13 protein-coding genes and 1 pseudogene are annotated in these 16,739 nt (G+C 36.8%); 6 read left to right on the top strand and 8 right to left on the bottom strand.

Annotated elements, in window-relative coordinates:
- Complete coding sequence (gene mltG / locus DCC35_RS05600) at nucleotides 1-1,038, bottom strand: endolytic transglycosylase MltG (RefSeq protein ID WP_137089857.1); 1,038 nt, start codon at nucleotides 1,036-1,038, stop codon at nucleotides 1-3.
- Nucleotides 1,039-1,100: 62 nt separating this feature from the next.
- On the opposite strand from mltG, the gene DCC35_RS05595 reads away from it, so the two are divergent.
- The 4 genes and pseudogenes from DCC35_RS05595 to DCC35_RS05580 all read left to right on the top strand — a co-directional run bounded on the left by DCC35_RS05595 (nucleotide 1,101) and on the right by DCC35_RS05580 (nucleotide 5,910).
- The gene (locus tag DCC35_RS05595; RefSeq protein ID WP_137089856.1) at nucleotides 1,101-1,733 is read left to right on the top strand and encodes an L-threonylcarbamoyladenylate synthase; all 633 of its coding nucleotides are present in this window, start codon (nucleotides 1,101-1,103) and stop codon (nucleotides 1,731-1,733) included.
- A gap of 289 nt (nucleotides 1,734-2,022) precedes the next feature.
- Nucleotides 2,023-2,472, top strand: coding sequence for a YfiR family protein (locus DCC35_RS05590; protein WP_137089855.1), 450 nt, complete (start codon nucleotides 2,023-2,025; stop codon nucleotides 2,470-2,472).
- Between the two features lie 160 nt (nucleotides 2,473-2,632).
- Nucleotides 2,633-3,244, top strand: coding sequence for a WbqC family protein (locus DCC35_RS05585; RefSeq protein WP_137089854.1), 612 nt, complete (start codon nucleotides 2,633-2,635; stop codon nucleotides 3,242-3,244).
- A gap of 126 nt (nucleotides 3,245-3,370) precedes the next feature.
- Nucleotides 3,371-5,910, top strand: a pseudogene (locus tag DCC35_RS05580) (ATP-dependent Clp protease ATP-binding subunit).
- Between the two features lie 35 nt (nucleotides 5,911-5,945).
- On the opposite strand, the gene DCC35_RS05575 reads toward DCC35_RS05580, so the two are convergent.
- Together DCC35_RS05575 and fabG are read right to left on the bottom strand one after the other, a co-directional pair.
- Nucleotides 5,946-8,048 (bottom strand): hypothetical protein, encoded by a 2,103-nt coding sequence (locus DCC35_RS05575; protein ID WP_137089853.1) that lies wholly within the window; start codon nucleotides 8,046-8,048, stop codon nucleotides 5,946-5,948.
- Nucleotides 8,049-8,149: 101 nt separating this feature from the next.
- Nucleotides 8,150-8,896 (bottom strand): 3-oxoacyl-[acyl-carrier-protein] reductase, encoded by a 747-nt coding sequence (gene fabG, locus DCC35_RS05570; RefSeq protein ID WP_137089852.1) that lies wholly within the window; start codon nucleotides 8,894-8,896, stop codon nucleotides 8,150-8,152.
- A gap of 224 nt (nucleotides 8,897-9,120) precedes the next feature.
- On the opposite strand from fabG, the gene lpdA reads away from it, so the two are divergent.
- Nucleotides 9,121-10,518, top strand: coding sequence for a dihydrolipoyl dehydrogenase (lpdA, locus tag DCC35_RS05565; RefSeq protein ID WP_175402896.1), 1,398 nt, complete (start codon nucleotides 9,121-9,123; stop codon nucleotides 10,516-10,518).
- 87 nt (nucleotides 10,519-10,605) lie between these two features.
- Here lpdA and DCC35_RS05560 read toward each other — a convergent pair whose 3' ends face one another.
- The 4 genes from DCC35_RS05560 to DCC35_RS05545 form a co-directional block, all read right to left on the bottom strand.
- Complete coding sequence (locus DCC35_RS05560) at nucleotides 10,606-11,016, bottom strand: response regulator (protein WP_137089850.1); 411 nt, start codon at nucleotides 11,014-11,016, stop codon at nucleotides 10,606-10,608.
- 151 nt (nucleotides 11,017-11,167) lie between these two features.
- Entirely contained in the window at nucleotides 11,168-12,718 is a 1,551-nt protein-coding gene (gene amaB, locus DCC35_RS05555) for an L-piperidine-6-carboxylate dehydrogenase (RefSeq protein WP_137089849.1), read from the bottom strand.
- A gap of 130 nt (nucleotides 12,719-12,848) precedes the next feature.
- A complete protein-coding gene (locus tag DCC35_RS05550; protein ID WP_137089848.1) occupies nucleotides 12,849-14,306 on the bottom strand; it encodes a Do family serine endopeptidase in 1,458 nt (485 codons plus the stop codon).
- 142 nt (nucleotides 14,307-14,448) lie between these two features.
- Nucleotides 14,449-14,877, bottom strand: coding sequence for an Hsp20/alpha crystallin family protein (locus tag DCC35_RS05545; protein ID WP_137089847.1), 429 nt, complete (start codon nucleotides 14,875-14,877; stop codon nucleotides 14,449-14,451).
- A 250-nt stretch (nucleotides 14,878-15,127) separates the two neighbouring features.
- On the opposite strand from DCC35_RS05545, the gene DCC35_RS05540 reads away from it, so the two are divergent.
- Nucleotides 15,128-15,580 carry a hypothetical protein gene (locus DCC35_RS05540; RefSeq protein ID WP_137089846.1) on the top strand — a complete coding sequence of 151 codons (453 nt, stop codon included), beginning with the start codon at nucleotides 15,128-15,130 and terminating at the stop codon, nucleotides 15,578-15,580.
- A gap of 95 nt (nucleotides 15,581-15,675) precedes the next feature.
- Here the strand turns inward: DCC35_RS05540 and DCC35_RS05535 are convergent, their stop codons facing one another.
- Nucleotides 15,676-16,734, bottom strand: coding sequence for a LamG domain-containing protein (locus DCC35_RS05535; RefSeq protein WP_217495918.1), 1,059 nt, complete (start codon nucleotides 16,732-16,734; stop codon nucleotides 15,676-15,678).
- Nucleotides 16,735-16,739: the final 5 nt, after the last annotated feature.

The raw sequence follows: 16,739 nt of genomic DNA, 5'->3' as shown, positions 1-16,739 counted from the left end.
TTACTCGTAAATTTTAGCTTTGTTTAAAGCATTTTGATATCGGCGTGCTTTTACCAGGTGCTGAGATAATGTTTTTGAAAAATCGTGATACCCTGAAAAATCAGGTCGGGCAACAAAGTAATAGTAATTATGATCCTGATAATTTAGCACTCCATTTAAGGAAGCAATTTCCGGACAATTAATTGGGCCTGGGGGCAATCCCGCATACATATAAGTGTTGTACGGAGAGTCTATTTCTTTATGTTTATTTAACACCCTTTTTATTGAAAAGTCACCGGCAGCAAACTTCAGTGTCGGATCAGCCTGTAACAACATCCCCCTTTTCAATCTATTTATGTAAACACCAGCGATCTTAGAATACTCTTCCGGCTTATTACTCTCTTCCTGTATTATCCCCGCAAGAGTTGCAACTTCAATCGGTGTAAGCCCGGCTTTTTCAGCTTTAGCCAATTTTTCTTCCGTCCAGAATCGATCATACTCCGTTTTCATCCTTTCCATTAACTCTTCAGAAGTAACAGTCCAGTAAACTTCGTATGTATTTGGAATAAACATAGCCAAAACAGTGGTATCATTAAAGCCATACTTGCCAAGTAATTCATCATTATTCAATGCCTGAAGAAAAGTGGCAGAATCTAATTTTATATTATTGGTGATCTTCCCTGCCAGATCCTCTTTAAACCTCACGTTATTAAAAGTAATCATCACAGGTTCCTGGGCACCGCTTCTCAAGAGCCTGATCGCTTCCAGGTTAGTCATATCCGGCGTAAGCAAATATCTGCCGGGTTTCATGTTTTCATCATAATCAAGTATGGCTTTGGCTACAAAACCAAATGTAGCCGGATCTTCAACCACCTTATCATTAAAAAGTTTTTTCAGAAAAGTAGTGAAATCGGTACTATCATTAACATACACTATTTTAGCATCTCGTTCGACCAAAACATTTGGTGTATATAGCATTTGATATGTGTACAGTGAAAAAGTTGAAAGAATCACTGTTCCCGCTACTAAAGCAAAAATTAATCTTTTACGTATTTTCATATTAGTGCAAAATTAGTATTTTTCTTTTTACATTTTTATTCACAGGTCAAACTCCTTAATAAATGGAAGCTAAATTCATTCAAATACACCCGGACAACCCCAATCCTAAAAAAATTAAGGAGGTAGCACAGGTGCTGGCAGAAGGTGGACTGGTAATATATCCTACCGACACTGTGTATGGCCTGGGTTGTGACTTAACAAATAGCAGAGCTATTGAAAAAGTTTGTCGTATCAAGCAAATATCGACTAAAAAACTAAATCTTTCTTTTATCTGTTATGATCTTTCGCACATAAGTGAATATGCCAAAAACATAGACAACAGCACCTTTAAACTAATGAAAAGGGCATTACCCGGTCCTTATACATTTATACTAAATGCATCCAGTAAGGTGCCGAAAATTCTAAACGTCAAAAAGAAAACAGTTGGTATTCGTGTTCCGGATAATAATATTCCGAGAGAGATAGTAAACGAATTAGGCAACCCCATCATTACCACTTCAATTAAAGATGAGGACGAAATCATAGAATACAGCACAGATCCATCTTTGATTTATGAAAAATTCAAAAACCTTGTAGACATTGTTATTGATGGCGGATATGGTGGTAACATTGCTTCGACTGTAATCGACTGTTCAGACGACCAAGCTGTACTTTTACGAGAAGGATTAGGAAAAACTGAAGATTTGCTAATTTGATATATTTCGAAGTCTGAAAAAACCTTACCTGTAACATAATTTCACCCGTATCACAGGCTACAGAAGAAATAGCAGATCGTGCAATCGTTTTAAATGACAAATAACAGAATTTTCACTAATAAAAGCAGTGATAATTAAGTGTGATACAAAATATTATTTCATATTTTCAGTCAATAAAGAATCATAAAAGGTTTCTTTTCACACATCAAATTACACACCCCACCGCACGACCAACTTTTTTATTCAATTCATACTCAGCAGATTTGCACTATAAAAACATAGCTGATACATGAAGATTTTTAAATTATTTGCGATAGGGTTTTTAGCATTAACACTGAATTTTGATAGTGTCGCGCAAAACGAAAAAATTAAAACTGCATTTTTATATCAGTTTTCCAGATATATCCAGTGGCCTGGAAATAATGGATCATTTACATATGGAGTATATGGTGATGGCCCGATATATAATGCCCTGGTAAACATGGCAAAAACAAGACCTGGATTTAAAATTATTAAGGTGACAAGCCTGGCTCAAGCCAAACAGTGTAATATACTTTTTGTCACTGATAAGGTAGATAATATACAGCAAGTCAAGCAGTCCGTGGGAAATTCTCCTACCCTGATCGTAACAGAAAAAAGTGGCTTCGCAAAAAAAGGTTCTGAGATCAACTTCACAAATGTTGGTGGTAAGCTAAGATTTGAAATGAACTCAGACAGTTTAAAGAAAAAGGATTATTAGTTTCAGGTGAATTAAAGAACCTGGCTATAATGATATAAAGATTTCATGGTTTATAGTGGTTGTTTATAGGTTCTAGTTGATTAGTGCTAGTTGATTGGTAATGGCTGTTCAAAAATGAATAGCCATTTTTTTTTGTATTTTTTTAGCGCATTTTTACAACATGATTAATAATGAAGTACCAGTAATAGACACACAGTATTTCCCTTCAATCGCCTGGTGGAATGCAATATCTTCCCACAGTGAAGTATCCCTGGAAAAACATGAGTATTTCGAAAAACAAACATATAGAAACAGATGCCATATCCTGGGGCCCAATAATATAGTCCGGCTGACAGTTCCGGTGATCGGAGCCCAGAAAAAAATAAAAACCAAAGATATTAAAATAGAAAACTCTCAACGGTGGCAATCTATTCATTTGAGAAGCATCCAGGCATCTTATGGTAAAAGCCCTTTTTACGATCACTATATAGACTATATCGAACCTTTCTTTCTTAAGAATTATAATTTTTTATGGGATCTGAACCTTGAAATTCTGACAACATGTCGGAACTTACTCGGACTTTCTGTCCAAATCAACGAGACTTCATTTTATTCAAAAAATCATAATAAAGACCTCAGATCTGCGATTCATCCTAAAAAATCGTTAAAAGATTCGCTAAAATTTGAACCTAAACCTTACTTTCAGTGTTTTGGCAACAAATTTGAGTGTAATTTAAGTGTATTAGACTTAATTTTCTGTGAAGGACCAAATGCAATAAACTTCATTAAGTAAGAATAAAAAGAGATATAAAAACAATACAAATAATTATTACGTTAATTAGTATAATTCAAAAGAATTAAATAGATTGATTAAAGCGATTTACCGCTTGAATTCTCATAAAAAATCAGCCGGATTAGAATGGAAGCAAAATTTTCAAATAGAGTAAAAGAGGTGATCTCCATGAGCCGTGAAGAAGCGTTGCGATTGGGGCATGAGTATATTGGGACAGAACACCTCCTGCTAGGCATGATTCGTGAAGGTGAAGGTGTGGCGATAAGCCTGCTTAAGAAGCTCGGCGTTTCAATTGAAGAGTTAAAAGAGACCATAGAGCAAAATACGAGATCTACCGCAGGAAGTAACGTTAAAAATCTGGCAAATATACCTTTGACCAGGCAATCTGAAAAGGTTCTCAAGATCACATATTTAGAAGCAAAAATCTTTAAAAGTCAATTAATAGGTACTGAACATTTATTACTTAGTATTCTGAGAGATGAAGATAACATCGCTACTCAGATACTCGAAAAATTTGATGTCACCTACGATGTGGTAAAAGATCTTCTGGAATACCAGATGAATCATCCAAGTGCATCATCAGATACAGATGATGGTGATGAGGAAACATCAAGAATATTCGGAGGTGGCTCATCTTCAGGAAGCAGTGGTTCTTCCAAGTCAACTGAAAAGTCCAGGACTCCTGTTTTGGATAATTTCGGAAGAGACCTTACCAAGCTTGCTGATGACGATAAGCTCGATCCGATCGTAGGACGTGAAAAAGAAATCGAACGGGTAGCCCAGATACTTAGTAGAAGAAAAAAGAATAACCCTGTATTGATTGGTGAACCTGGTGTCGGTAAAACAGCAATAGCAGAAGGGTTAGCTTTACGTATAGTTCAGAAAAAAGTATCGAGAGTACTTTTCAATAAGCGTGTCGTCACATTAGACCTTGCTTCTCTGGTAGCGGGAACGAAGTACCGTGGGCAGTTTGAAGAAAGGATGAAAGCTGTGATGAGCGAGCTTGAAAAATCTCCTGATGTTATTCTTTTTATTGACGAACTTCATACAATCGTAGGAGCCGGTGGAGCTTCAGGTTCACTTGATGCTTCGAACATGTTCAAACCTGCTCTTGCCAGAGGAGAAATACAATGTATCGGTGCGACTACTCTAGATGAGTATCGTCAATACATCGAAAAGGATGGTGCTTTAGCGAGAAGATTCCAAATCGTTATGGTTGATGCTACATCTCCTGAGGAGACGATGGAAATCCTCAATAACATCAAGGATAAATATGAAAATCACCATAATGTAAATTATACTCCTGAAGCTATTGAAGCCTGTGTAAAATTATCAGACCGATATATCAGCGACAGGTATCTTCCTGATAAAGCAATAGATATCCTTGATGAGGCTGGAGCCAGGGTTCACATCAATAACATTCATGTTCCTGATGAGATTCTCAACCTTGAAAAGGCCATAGAAGATATTAAAGACGAAAAAAATAAAGTTGTTAAAAGCCAGAAATATGAAGAGGCTGCGCAACTCAGAGATAAAGAGAAAAAACTACTTGAACAACTAGACTTCGAGAAAAAGAAGTGGGAAGAAGAAACAAAAACTAAGCGTTACACCGTCGATGAATCTGCTGTTGCAGACGTGATCGCTATGATGACGGGAATTCCTACTAAAAGAATCGCAGAAACTGAAAGTGTTAAGCTTCTTGGCATGAAAGAAGAGCTTCAGAAGAATGTGATTGGTCAGGATGAAGCTATCGCTAAGTTGACAAAAGCAATTCAGAGAACCCGAGTGGGATTGAAAGATCCCAAAAAACCTATTGGTTCGTTCATATTCTTAGGACCAACTGGTGTAGGTAAAACTGAGTTAGCTAAGGTTCTTTCTTCTTATTTATTTGACAAGAAGGATAGTCTGATCAGAATTGACATGTCTGAATACATGGAAAAATTCTCTGTTTCCAGACTTGTCGGAGCGCCTCCGGGTTATGTCGGTTATGAAGAAGGTGGTCAGTTAACTGAAAAGGTAAGACGCAAACCGTATAGCGTTGTACTTCTTGATGAGATTGAAAAAGCTCATCCGGATGTATTTAACTTACTGCTTCAGGTCCTTGACGACGGGATTCTTACAGACGGACTCGGCCGAAGAGTTGACTTCAGAAATACTATCATTATCATGACCTCTAATATTGGAGTTAGAGACCTTAAGGACTTCGGTGCCGGTATAGGTTTCAGTACCCAGAAAAAGCAGGAAAGCATGGATGAAATAATGAAGTCCACTATTCAAAGTGCACTCAAGAAAGCATTCAGTCCTGAGTTCCTTAACCGTCTTGATGATGTGATTGTGTTTAACTCTCTTGAAAGAGAACATATCCATAAAATCATCGACATTTCTCTTGAAAAACTATTCAGCAGAATTAAGGATCTTGGCTATGATGTCGAACTTACGGACGCTGCCAAAGATTTCTTGTCTGAAAAAGGGTATGACCCACAATATGGAGCAAGACCGCTCAACCGAGCAATACAGCGATACCTGGAAGATAATGTAGCAGAAGAGATCCTTAAAGGGATATCTCAGAGGGTGACGTTATCCTTGCAGATCATAAGAAAGATGCAGATCATCTTACACTGAAGGTGAAAAGATCTAAAAAATCTGCTAAAAAGGACGAAGAGTAATTATTAAGAATAAAATTTGACCAAGATGGCCCGGCTTATAAACCGGGCTTTTTTTTAATATCCCCGAAGTATTTTCTTAAGAACCATTCAACAGATACCCAAACTAAAAGAATAGCCAATAACCATCTCCATTCGACCAATGACCTGTAATTAATTTTAGAATGAATCTTTACTGTTTTATCGATAGGAATATCATTATGAATTTCATCTAACTGATCCAGAGAATAAAAAGCCCCTGACTGCTTATTTGCAAAATATTTAAGATCCGTCCAATTGGCTTTAAGGTTATTTTTCTCAAGGCTAAATGGTTTAACAACAAACTGTCCCTTGTCTGTCACTTTCTCGCCTTCCAGCTCTGCCCTTGCAGTGTAACGATAAACCCCAGCATTCAAACCTGAAATTTTATAGGGCGATCGACTATTATTAAATTCATATTCCTGAACCAGTGAATCTCCGGAAAATATCCTCAAGTCCACAGGGTTTCCATAAATAGGTTCATATATATCATTATAAAATTCGGCCATCATATTCAGGCTTTCCTGTTCAAGGATCTCTCTATCCTGTGGATAAACTTTAAACTTCTTTTTATCAGAGTCGGCTGTTAACCATCGTACCGTTTGATTTATAATTTCATCGAACACTTCATTTCTCCCTGTTTCTTTATGTTCAACCAATCTCACAGCCCACCATTTAGTGCCGAATAATAGTGCTTTTTTCTTTCCTTCTACCTGATCTAACACCAACAATGGCCTTCCAGTATTAATTCCATTAACTTGTTGTTCTAATATAACAGTCCCACTTTTAGTAACAGAATACTCACCAAATGGAGTAAGAACCGGGGGAGCTTCAGATAATACTGAGGGGGTGCTCTCCGGTAAGGAAAATAAATTAAAAGAATTATTTAGTACAGGAGTCACATAATCAATTTGAGATCCTATCTGATCGATATTCAGGCCCCTGTAAATATTAGAAACATATACTATTTCCCTTCTTTCAATACCGGTTATGAAAACAGGCGCACCAAATTTTTGCTCCAGATTTCTAAAAATACTCATTTCACTTGCAGATGAAGGAAATCCATGAGTAATGACAAGATCAGGCTTAAGACTGGTAGACATGATCGTATCACGCGTACTGATCGACCTGATAAACAAATTCACTTTGTAACCATCTCTGGACTCAATAGCAGACCTAATTGCACCAATATCAGGATGTGGCGCATTGGCATAAATTAATACCTGTTTTTTACCTTCCAGTACCTCTATAAATATTTTTTCCTTGTTGTTAATTACGTTTCTTTCATTCTCAAGTGAGGAAACAACTAATTCATATTCATTCAATCCCTGTGTTTTGGCTTCGGGTAAAAATGTAAAATCAAAGGACTGAACGATCGAGTTTATTTTTAACGTAGTATCAGAAACAGTTTTATTTCCTTTTAATAATTGAACTTTGATAGTTTCATTAGTAGCTTTTTCAGCGAGCAACTTAATATTTACAGGAAACCTGTTTCCCTGGTATGCAATTGAATTTGTTAAAACTTCGGTTATGGAAATGTCTTTATATGTGGTTGTATCACCAACACCTACCGCTGAAACTTCAAATGGATAATTCCTGTAGCGAATATCTACTCCTCTGTTAATTATACCATCTGAAACAATGATTACATGAGATAAATTTCTATTGGTGTACCTGTTTAATATAAAGTCAAAATATTGATTTAGATTTGTATAGTTGAGACCCAACTCTATGTTTTGAGTATTTTCATAAGTATTTCCGGTAATATCGGTGATAATAACCTCTACCTCTTCTCCTTCATAATGGTCTTTCAGCTCATCTATTTTATTTTTTAGGTCAATAATATTTGTAGAATCCAGGCTTTCACCAATGCTTTGAGAATTATCTATTCCAATAATTACCAATGGCATTTCATCTTCATTTATTAATTGCTTAATCACCGGATCAAGTAAAAGTCCTAGCAGGATAAAGATCAGTACTGCTCTGAAAATACTGAGTAAAACATTAAGCTTCTTTCCCCATGGTGCTTTCTTGGAGTATAAAAAATAAGCCAAAGCCGCAGCAAGGATTGCTATTGGCAACAACCATAAAAAACTGTATTGAGTTGATATATCTGATATCATACAATGGAGATGTTAATTTCTAAATCTACAAAATAAATACTCCTGAAGCATAAAAAAAGGGGGTAAAATACCCCCCTTGATTTTTTATTTCATTAATCCCATCAGGTTAACATTCCACCATCTACCTGCACTACCTGACCGGTAATGTAAGAAGACATATCAGACCCAAGGAAGACACATAAATTTGCTACGTCAGTTGGAGTTCCTCCTCTTTTTAATGGAATGGCATCTCTCCAGCCCTGAACAGTTTTTTCGTCCAATACCTCAGTCATTTCAGTTTCAATAAAACCAGGAGCCACAACATTCGCCCTGATATTTCTTGATCCTAATTCTAAAGCAACTGATTTTGTAAAACCAATAATTCCTGCTTTTGAAGCGGAATAATTTGATTGCCCGGCATTACCTTTTACACCTACTACAGATGACATATTAATGATTGATCCACTTTTTTGTTTCATAAATGTCCTTGTAGCTGCCTTAACGGTATTAAAGCAAGACTTCAGATTGACATTAATGACATCATCCCACATTTGTTCGGTCATCCTCATTAAAAGATTATCCCGGGTAATGCCTGCATTATTGATAAGGATATCTAGCTGTCCGAATTCTGAAACCACATCGGCGATCAGTTTTTCAGCTGCAGAAAAATCAGAAGCATCAGATTTAAATCCTTTAGCTTTTATATCAAACGCCTCTAATTCTTTTTCAAGAGCCTGGCCTTTTTCGACACTGGATAAATATGTAAAGGCGATATCAGCACCAGCTTCGGCATAAGCTGTTGCAATTGCCCTTCCGATTCCTTTAGAAGCTCCAGTTATCAAGGCTACTTTGCCATCTAATAATTTCATCGTATAAAATATTTAATTTGAAAAGCTCACAGACTATTCTGTTATTGCCTGATAATATAAGTTAACAAGGTTGTGTGAGGCAAATCTATGAATATTTATCAATTAAATCTGCCTGCCAGATGATAAATAGCTCTGTAGCATCTTAATTCATTGCATATCTAAGCAAATAACGTAAATTTGCAACATTCATAAATGATTCAAACACACCAAATTAAAAATATAGTATAATGTCAGCAAAATATGATTTAATAGTTGTGGGATCAGGTCCCGGTGGTTATGTTGCTGCTATTCGTGCCAGTCAGCTTGGTATGAAAGTAGGAGTTGTAGAAAAGGAATCTCTAGGCGGAATTTGCCTAAACTGGGGATGTATTCCTACCAAAGCACTATTAAAAAGTGCTAATGTATTTGAATATATCAGCCACGCTGAAGACTATGGAATTACGATAAAGGATGCTAAACCTGATTTCGACGGAATGGTTAAAAGAAGTCGAAGTGTTGCTGACGGCATGAGTAAAGGTATCCAGTTCTTATTTAAGAAGAATAAAATCGACGTAATAAACGGTTTTGGTAAAGTACAACCAAACAAGGTAGTCGAAGTAACGGATGAAGAAGGAAAAGCTACTAAATACCAGGCTAAGCATATCATTATCGCTACTGGTGGAAGAGCCAGAGAGCTTCCTAACCTTCCTATCGACGGCAAAAAAGTTATTGAATATAGAAAAGCTATGACTCTTGACAAGCAGCCTAAATCTATGGTTGTGGTAGGTTCAGGGGCTATCGGAGTTGAGTTTGCATATTTCTACAAGTCTATTGGCACAGAAGTAACTGTCGTTGAATACCTTGACAGAATTGTTCCATTAGAAGATGAAGAAGTTAGTAAGCAACTGGAAAGAACTTATAAAAAAGCAGGCATGAAGATCATGACCAGCTCAGAAGTAACTAAGGTTGATACTAAAGGCAAAAAATGCAAAGTAACTGTTAAAACCAAAAAAGGTGAAGAACAGATAGAGGCAGACGTAGTGTTATCAGCGGTTGGAGTAGCTACAAACATAGAAGGAATTGGCCTTGAAGATGTTGGCATCTCTACTGATAAAGGAAAAATTGTTGTCGATAAGTATTACCAGACTAACATGCCTGGTTATTATGCAATTGGTGATATTGTTCACGGACCGGCTCTGGCTCACGTTGCTTCTGCTGAAGGAATTATTTGCGTCGAAAAGATCGCCGGAGAGAATCCTGAGCCTCTTGATTATAAGAACGTACCGGGTTGTACCTATTGCTCACCGGAAGTTGCATCAGTAGGATATACTGAAAAGCAGGCTAAAGAAGCAGGCTATGATATCAAAGTTGGTAAATTTCCTTTCTCTGCATCAGGAAAAGCAAAAGCCGCCGGTGCTTCAGATGGATTTGTTAAACTAATTTTTGATGCTAAATATGGCGAATTACTAGGCGGACACATGATCGGAAATAATGTGACTGAAATGATCGCTGAAATAGTTGCTGTAAGAAAGCTCGAAACAACGGGGCATGAATTGATCAAAACAGTTCACCCTCACCCTACAATGTCTGAAGCAGTTATGGAAGCAGCAGCTGCAGCATATGACGAGGTAATTCACTTGTAAAAATTAGAAAGTATAAAAATATAAAAGCCGGGTCAAACCCGGCTTTTTTTATTTGCTAAAACAGTATATTCAATAATAATAACAGTACTAAATAGATAAGGTTTCCAGATTTTCCTGTGAAAGAGGTTTATTAATGTACTTCTTCACATAACTGTACTTCTGTGATTTGTTTACATCCTGAGGGTTTATAGAAGATGTCAACATCACAATCTTACACTGCCCTTTTGTATCTTCAGAAAGCTTTTCAAACTCATCAAGGAACTGAAAGCCATCCATTAAAGGCATATCTATATCTAAGAATATCACTTCCGGCAAAACCTTTCCGATATTATCACCGAGTTTTTCAATATTTCTCAGAAATTCAATCGCACTTTTAGCGCCAGTGTGCACATAAATATGCTCAGTAATATTTGCGGCTTCAATCATCTTCTGATTGATCAGATTGTCTATCTCATTGTCATCAATGAGCATTACCGAAAAGTATTTATTATCTGCCATCTATTATATATCTTAAATCCTGTTATAATTTGTATTGGTACCAAAATAAAACATTTAAGGTGAACCTCAAAATATGATGTTCAAATATGTCTTATTGTGACACAATATATGTAGAGACTTATTAGTATCAAAATGTTTTTACGATCTATACCTAGATATCAAACTCGATCCCCTGTGCCAATGGCAACTGAGTAGAGTAATTAATGGTATTCGTTTGTCTCCTCATGTATACCTTCCAGGCATCACTACCCGATTCACGTCCTCCACCGGTTTCTTTTTCACCGCCAAAGGCACCACCAATCTCAGCACCTGATGTTCCGATGTTAACATTGGCAATACCACAATCAGAACCCGCATGAGAAAGGAACATCTCTGTTTCCCTGATATTCGTCGACATAATAGCAGAAGAAAGCCCCTGAGGAACTGCATTTTGCATCTCGATAGCATCTTCAAGATCACTGTATTTCATCATATAAAGTATCGGAGCAAATGTTTCATGCTGAACGATTTCGAAATGATTTTCAACCTCAAAAATTGCTGGCTTTACATAAGTACCGGTTTCGTATTCTTCACCTTTTAATACTTCACCATCAATTACAGTTGTTCCACCTTCAGCTTTTACTGCTTCGATAGATTTTGTGTACTGATCCACCGCATGAGTATCGATCAATGGTCCTACCTGGTTTGACTGATCAAGTGGATTACCGATCTTAAGTTTTCCGTAAGCATTTACAAGTCTTTCTTTAACCTCATCATATACATCTTCATGAATTATAAGGCGTCGGGTACTTGTACATCTCTGACCGGCAGTTCCGACAGCACCAAATAATGCTCCTCTGATTGCTATATCAAGATCTGCGTCCTTAGAAATTATTATAGCATTATTACCACCGAGCTCTAATAAGGTTTTCCCTAATCTGGCCCCTACTGCCTGAGCTACGATTTTTCCCATTCGGATACTTCCTGTAGCTGATATCAATGGCACACGCTTGTCTGAAGTCATCATTTCTCCAACTTTATAATCACCATTGATGACACATGAGATGGCTGTTGGTACATTATTCTTTTTCAATACCTCTGTGGTAATCTTCTGGCAAGCTAATGCAGTAATTGGTGTTTTTTCAGAAGGTTTCCAGATACAAACGTCTCCACATACCCATGCGAGCATCGAGTTCCAGCTCCATACCGCTACAGGAAAATTAAAAGCTGAAATAATTCCTACAACTCCTAGCGGATGATACTGCTCATACATTCTGTGCCCGGGTCTTTCCGAATGCATGGTTAACCCATAAAGCTGACGGCTTAAGCCTACCGCAAAATCACAGATATCGATCATTTCCTGTACTTCACCATATCCTTCCTGCAGAGATTTACCCATTTCATAAGAAACAAGCTTTCCTAAAGGTTCTTTATACTCTCTTAAAGCCTCACCGATCTGCCTGATGATCTCTCCTCTTTTTGGAGCTGGCATCATCCTCCATTCCTTAAATGCTTTAGATGTTTCTTCGATGACCTGATCATAAGCTTCTTTAGATGTTACATCAACGCTACCTAAAGATCCACCGTCAACAGGGGATGAGCTTTCGATATATTCTCCTGTGCCTGTGATTGATTTTTCACCGACAAGTGTTCCTGGATTCTTATCTTTAATTCCAAATAAATTAAGGGCTTCCTCGATTCCAAATGACTTTTTAATACTCATTGCTTTCGAATTTTGGTTGTGTTTATTATTGAGGCTTTAAAGATAATAATTAACTTTTGCTCTGAAACATATTGTAAAAAAAAGAGCGGTGAATTAATTTCACCGCTCTCAATTTTTTATTCGATTATTACTACCATGTGAACCCGTAAACCAGTTCACGACCGTCAGGATAAACTCCTTCTATTTTTACTCTTTTACCATCTGACTGCCTGAGTATCTGACTCAGCTCATCAGGATTACTGATTTGACGATTATTGATTTTAGTCAAAATAAACCCTTCGTCAATACCTAATTGCTCCCAGCGTGTACCGGAGATGTCTTTCAACATCACCCCATTATCGATACCCAGTTTTTCCATTACATCCGCAGATGGAACGACCACTGTAGCTCCTCCGGCTTCACCCCTTTCTTCCAGCTCAACAACCTCATAACCCATATTCTGGTTTTTAAGCTTAGCTTCAAAACTTTTATTTTTACCATCACGGTTAACTTTTACTTCGATCACATCGCCAGGTCTGTGAAGTGCAACCATTTCCTGTAGTTCAGCTGAATTATTGATCTTCTCACCGTCAATCTCTATCACAACATCACCGGGCTTAATTCCTGCTTCTTCTGCAGCACCTCCGGCTGATACATTTGCAATATAAACACCATCTACAACCTCAAGATCTTCCTGTTCAGCAATCTGAGCATTATTAGATACGATCTCCACACCTAATAAAGGTCTTTGTACCACTCCATACTCCCTTAAATCTTCCATAACCTTTTTAACAAGAGATGATGGCACTGCAAAACTATACCCCTGATAGCTACCTGTATTAGATGCAATAGCAGTATTGATTCCTATTAAGTCTCCATTCAGATCCACTAAAGCTCCACCACTGTTACCCGGATTTACTGCTGCATCAGTCTGAATAAAAGTCTCAATTCCATAGCGAGTTCTCATTATATTAATATTCCTCGCTTTAGCACTCACAATTCCTGCTGTAACCGTACTATTTAATTCAAACGGATTACCCACTGCTAAAACCCATTCACCGACTTTTACATCATCGGAATCAGCGAGTTTAAGAAATGGTAAATTCGTTTCTGATTCGATCTTTATAAGAGCCAAATCTGTATTAGGGTCTGTGCCGATTACCTCAGCAGTATACTGCCTGTTGTCAGAAAGTGTAACACTCACTTCATCAGCATTATCAATAACATGATTGTTAGTTACTATATAGCCATCTGAAGAAACGATTACTCCTGAACCGGAGGCAGCCATTGGCATGCGTTGCCCTCCTCTTGGCTGAAAAAAATCAAACAGAGGATTCTGCGAACTTCCACTCGTAGGTTGTTGAATAACCTTTGACCTAATATGCACTACCGCAGGAGTTGTTTTTTCTGCAGCATGAATAAAATTTAACCCTTCAGGAACTATATAATCCTCGTCAGGAACAAAATTTGAAAACCTGACCGTCTCGTTAGGGCTGGCTTCAATTACTTTCGTCTCCTGACCACCTATAAAATAAAATCCTCCCATTGCCACAATTCCTCCGAAAAATGCGGCAACAAATAATCCAATAAAATAATTGTATCTGTTCATAGCCTATTTCTTAGTTTACATATTAATCTAACGCACTAATTTGGCAAAGTGTTTACCTTTAACAATCTTTAACCCAGCAGTTTAAAAAATCAAAAAAAAAGGGATACACGACGCATCCCTTCAAACCATTCACCAATCAACTTTATTTAATATCAATCACTTTTTTGGTTTCCTTCTTTTCGATTTTAGGAAGTGCTATTCTTAAAATTCCCGCTTCATAGGATGCCTTAATATTTTCTTTGTCTATCAACTCCGTCACTTTAAATGACTTCTCAAAAACCCCAAAAAGCTGCTCATTTCTATAGTATTTAACTCCTTCTTTCTCTTCTCTTTTTCGCTCTCCTGAGATTAAAAGCAAATCATCATCCAGGTCAATTTTGAAATCCTTCTTTTCCATTCCGGGAACAGCAAGCTCCATTATAAATTCTTTTTCAGTTTCGAAAATATCTGTTCTCGGAGAAAATGAGTTCGGTTTTGAATCAACCACACCCTCTGAAAGGTCATCGAATAATTTTCTGAAAACACTATCCAGTGAATTTTCTACGTTCGGTTTATATGTTAATAATGCCATATCTATAATATTTTATGTTTAAAATCAATTTCAAAATCATATCATTCAAAAATGTGCCAACTCTAAAATCGTTCAAAAAGCATGTCATTATGACGCTTTTTAATGGTAAAAAAAATAATAAACAAGTCATTATGTCATATTAGCAAATTTCAAATTATCAAATTCTGTTGTTTTATATAAAGATCATCTACAAATTGGTACGCGATAGTTTATATTATATTTTTACCCTTGAAAAATAAACACACAGAATATGTACGAATTTTTATTATTTACTCATAGCTGGCTAAGATGGATTATATTGATCCTGGCCCTGGTAACAATTATTATGGGTTTAACAGGCATGTCGGGCAAACCATTTGGAAAGGCTCAAAATGGTCTAAGTGCTGCATTTATTGGCTCAATGCACTTACAGCTTCTTATTGGACTGATTCTTTATTTTATTTACAGCCCACTCGGACTGGATGCATTTAGCTCCGGAGCCAATGTAATGAAAGAAGCCTCCTTGAGGTATTGGGCTGTTGAGCATATCTCAATTATGATTATTGCTGTTGTAGTAGCTCAAATTGGAAGAATAAAGATTAAAAAAGGTACAACAGACAAGAGCAAATACAAAGCTATGTTAATTTACAACTTAATTGCTCTTATTCTTATCCTTTCCAGAATCCCCTGGGATCAGGCAGGAAGAATGTTTAGAGGATTATAAAAAAATTAAAGCTCCGGTTTCGGAGCTTTTTTTATCCTCCACATTCCATTCTACTTAAAGTCATAGCTAATATTTTTTTACTACTGATCTCAAAATCAAAAGCTGGATTTCGCCTTATCAATCAATACCTTCGGTGGAACCAGGAAAATTGAAAACCGAAGATAGGGCGCACCATTAGCATCTAATAAGATCAAAGCATCTCTCCTCCTCTTTCTGGGTTCACTTATGTATATGTTAATTGGATAACGATAACCGATCTTCAAACCGACCCAAATCCAATCATACACCTCTCTCTCATAAGTAAACAAAGCACGAATAGATGACCTCCTGAATTCTAATTTTGAGAAATCCTGAAGCACTTCATTTCGCAAATGATAACTAGCTCCCTGAACTTCAACACCTGTATAAAAATGATTGGAATTATTAGGCGAATACCTGATCTGAGCTTTTTTAGGCAATAACAATTCATAACCCCAATTCAGATTGAAATTATTATTTAAAATAAACACTGGATAAATGGCGGGGCGCCCAAAATCATATCCAAAAGATATTCCATACCCTATAGATTTATGAGGACTAATGTTTTTACCATATATAGTGGTCAGCGATAATTTTAATTGATCACTTAAATCATCAAATGTAGGTACATCACTATTGAGCGAACTCTGGAGATAAATATATAGAAAATGATCCTTCTGCAGGTCTTTTTTAAAATACAGCTTAAAGGCTATTTGCTTCAGAGGCTTGTCTTCAAATCGAACAAATAAGGGAAAATCAGGATCTGACTGTTTTTCGAATTTAAATTGTTCATGACGGTACCCAAACCCACCAATTAAATTCAATCTATCTTTAAGTATAATGGGAAATCTGAATTTGATCTTTCTTACCAAGTTCTGTTCGACCTGCGCAGATTCATTTACATCACGATATTTAGCAGTAACAAAAAACGACTGAAATGACTCATACGACAATTCTAAGAAGGTAGGCCTGGGAACATACCTTTCTGCTGTTATAACAATATCATCTTCACTAGGTACTCTTAATGGTTCATTCTCAGTTTGCTGAGCAAAAGCAAAGTTATGAGTCAATAGAAAAAATAGTATCGATACTATTTTAACTTTTGTGAATCGAATAATACGAACATATGCAGTCACCCTTT

Source organism: Mangrovivirga cuniculi, assembly GCF_005166025.1.
GTDB classification, from domain to species: domain Bacteria; phylum Bacteroidota; class Bacteroidia; order Cytophagales; family Cyclobacteriaceae; genus Mangrovivirga; species Mangrovivirga cuniculi.
This window is presented reverse-complemented; position numbering and strand designations above follow the sequence as displayed.

What these genes read in the sequence shown, in the direction of transcription:
- mltG (WP_137089857.1), bottom strand. Translation starts at nt 1,038, where the DNA reads ATGAAAATACGTAAAAGATTAATTTTTGCTTTAGTAGCGGGAACAGTG.
- DCC35_RS05595 (WP_137089856.1), top strand. Translation starts at nt 1,101, where the DNA reads ATGGAAGCTAAATTCATTCAAATACACCCGGACAACCCCAATCCTAAA.
- DCC35_RS05590 (WP_137089855.1), top strand. Translation starts at nt 2,023, where the DNA reads ATGAAGATTTTTAAATTATTTGCGATAGGGTTTTTAGCATTAACACTG.
- DCC35_RS05585 (WP_137089854.1), top strand. Translation starts at nt 2,633, where the DNA reads ATGATTAATAATGAAGTACCAGTAATAGACACACAGTATTTCCCTTCA.
- DCC35_RS05575 (WP_137089853.1), bottom strand. Translation starts at nt 8,048, where the DNA reads ATGATATCAGATATATCAACTCAATACAGTTTTTTATGGTTGTTGCCA.
- fabG (WP_137089852.1), bottom strand. Translation starts at nt 8,896, where the DNA reads ATGAAATTATTAGATGGCAAAGTAGCCTTGATAACTGGAGCTTCTAAA.
- DCC35_RS05560 (WP_137089850.1), bottom strand. Translation starts at nt 11,016, where the DNA reads ATGGCAGATAATAAATACTTTTCGGTAATGCTCATTGATGACAATGAG.
- amaB (WP_137089849.1), bottom strand. Translation starts at nt 12,718, where the DNA reads ATGAGTATTAAAAAGTCATTTGGAATCGAGGAAGCCCTTAATTTATTT.
- DCC35_RS05550 (WP_137089848.1), bottom strand. Translation starts at nt 14,306, where the DNA reads ATGAACAGATACAATTATTTTATTGGATTATTTGTTGCCGCATTTTTC.
- DCC35_RS05545 (WP_137089847.1), bottom strand. Translation starts at nt 14,877, where the DNA reads ATGGCATTATTAACATATAAACCGAACGTAGAAAATTCACTGGATAGT.
- DCC35_RS05540 (WP_137089846.1), top strand. Translation starts at nt 15,128, where the DNA reads ATGTACGAATTTTTATTATTTACTCATAGCTGGCTAAGATGGATTATA.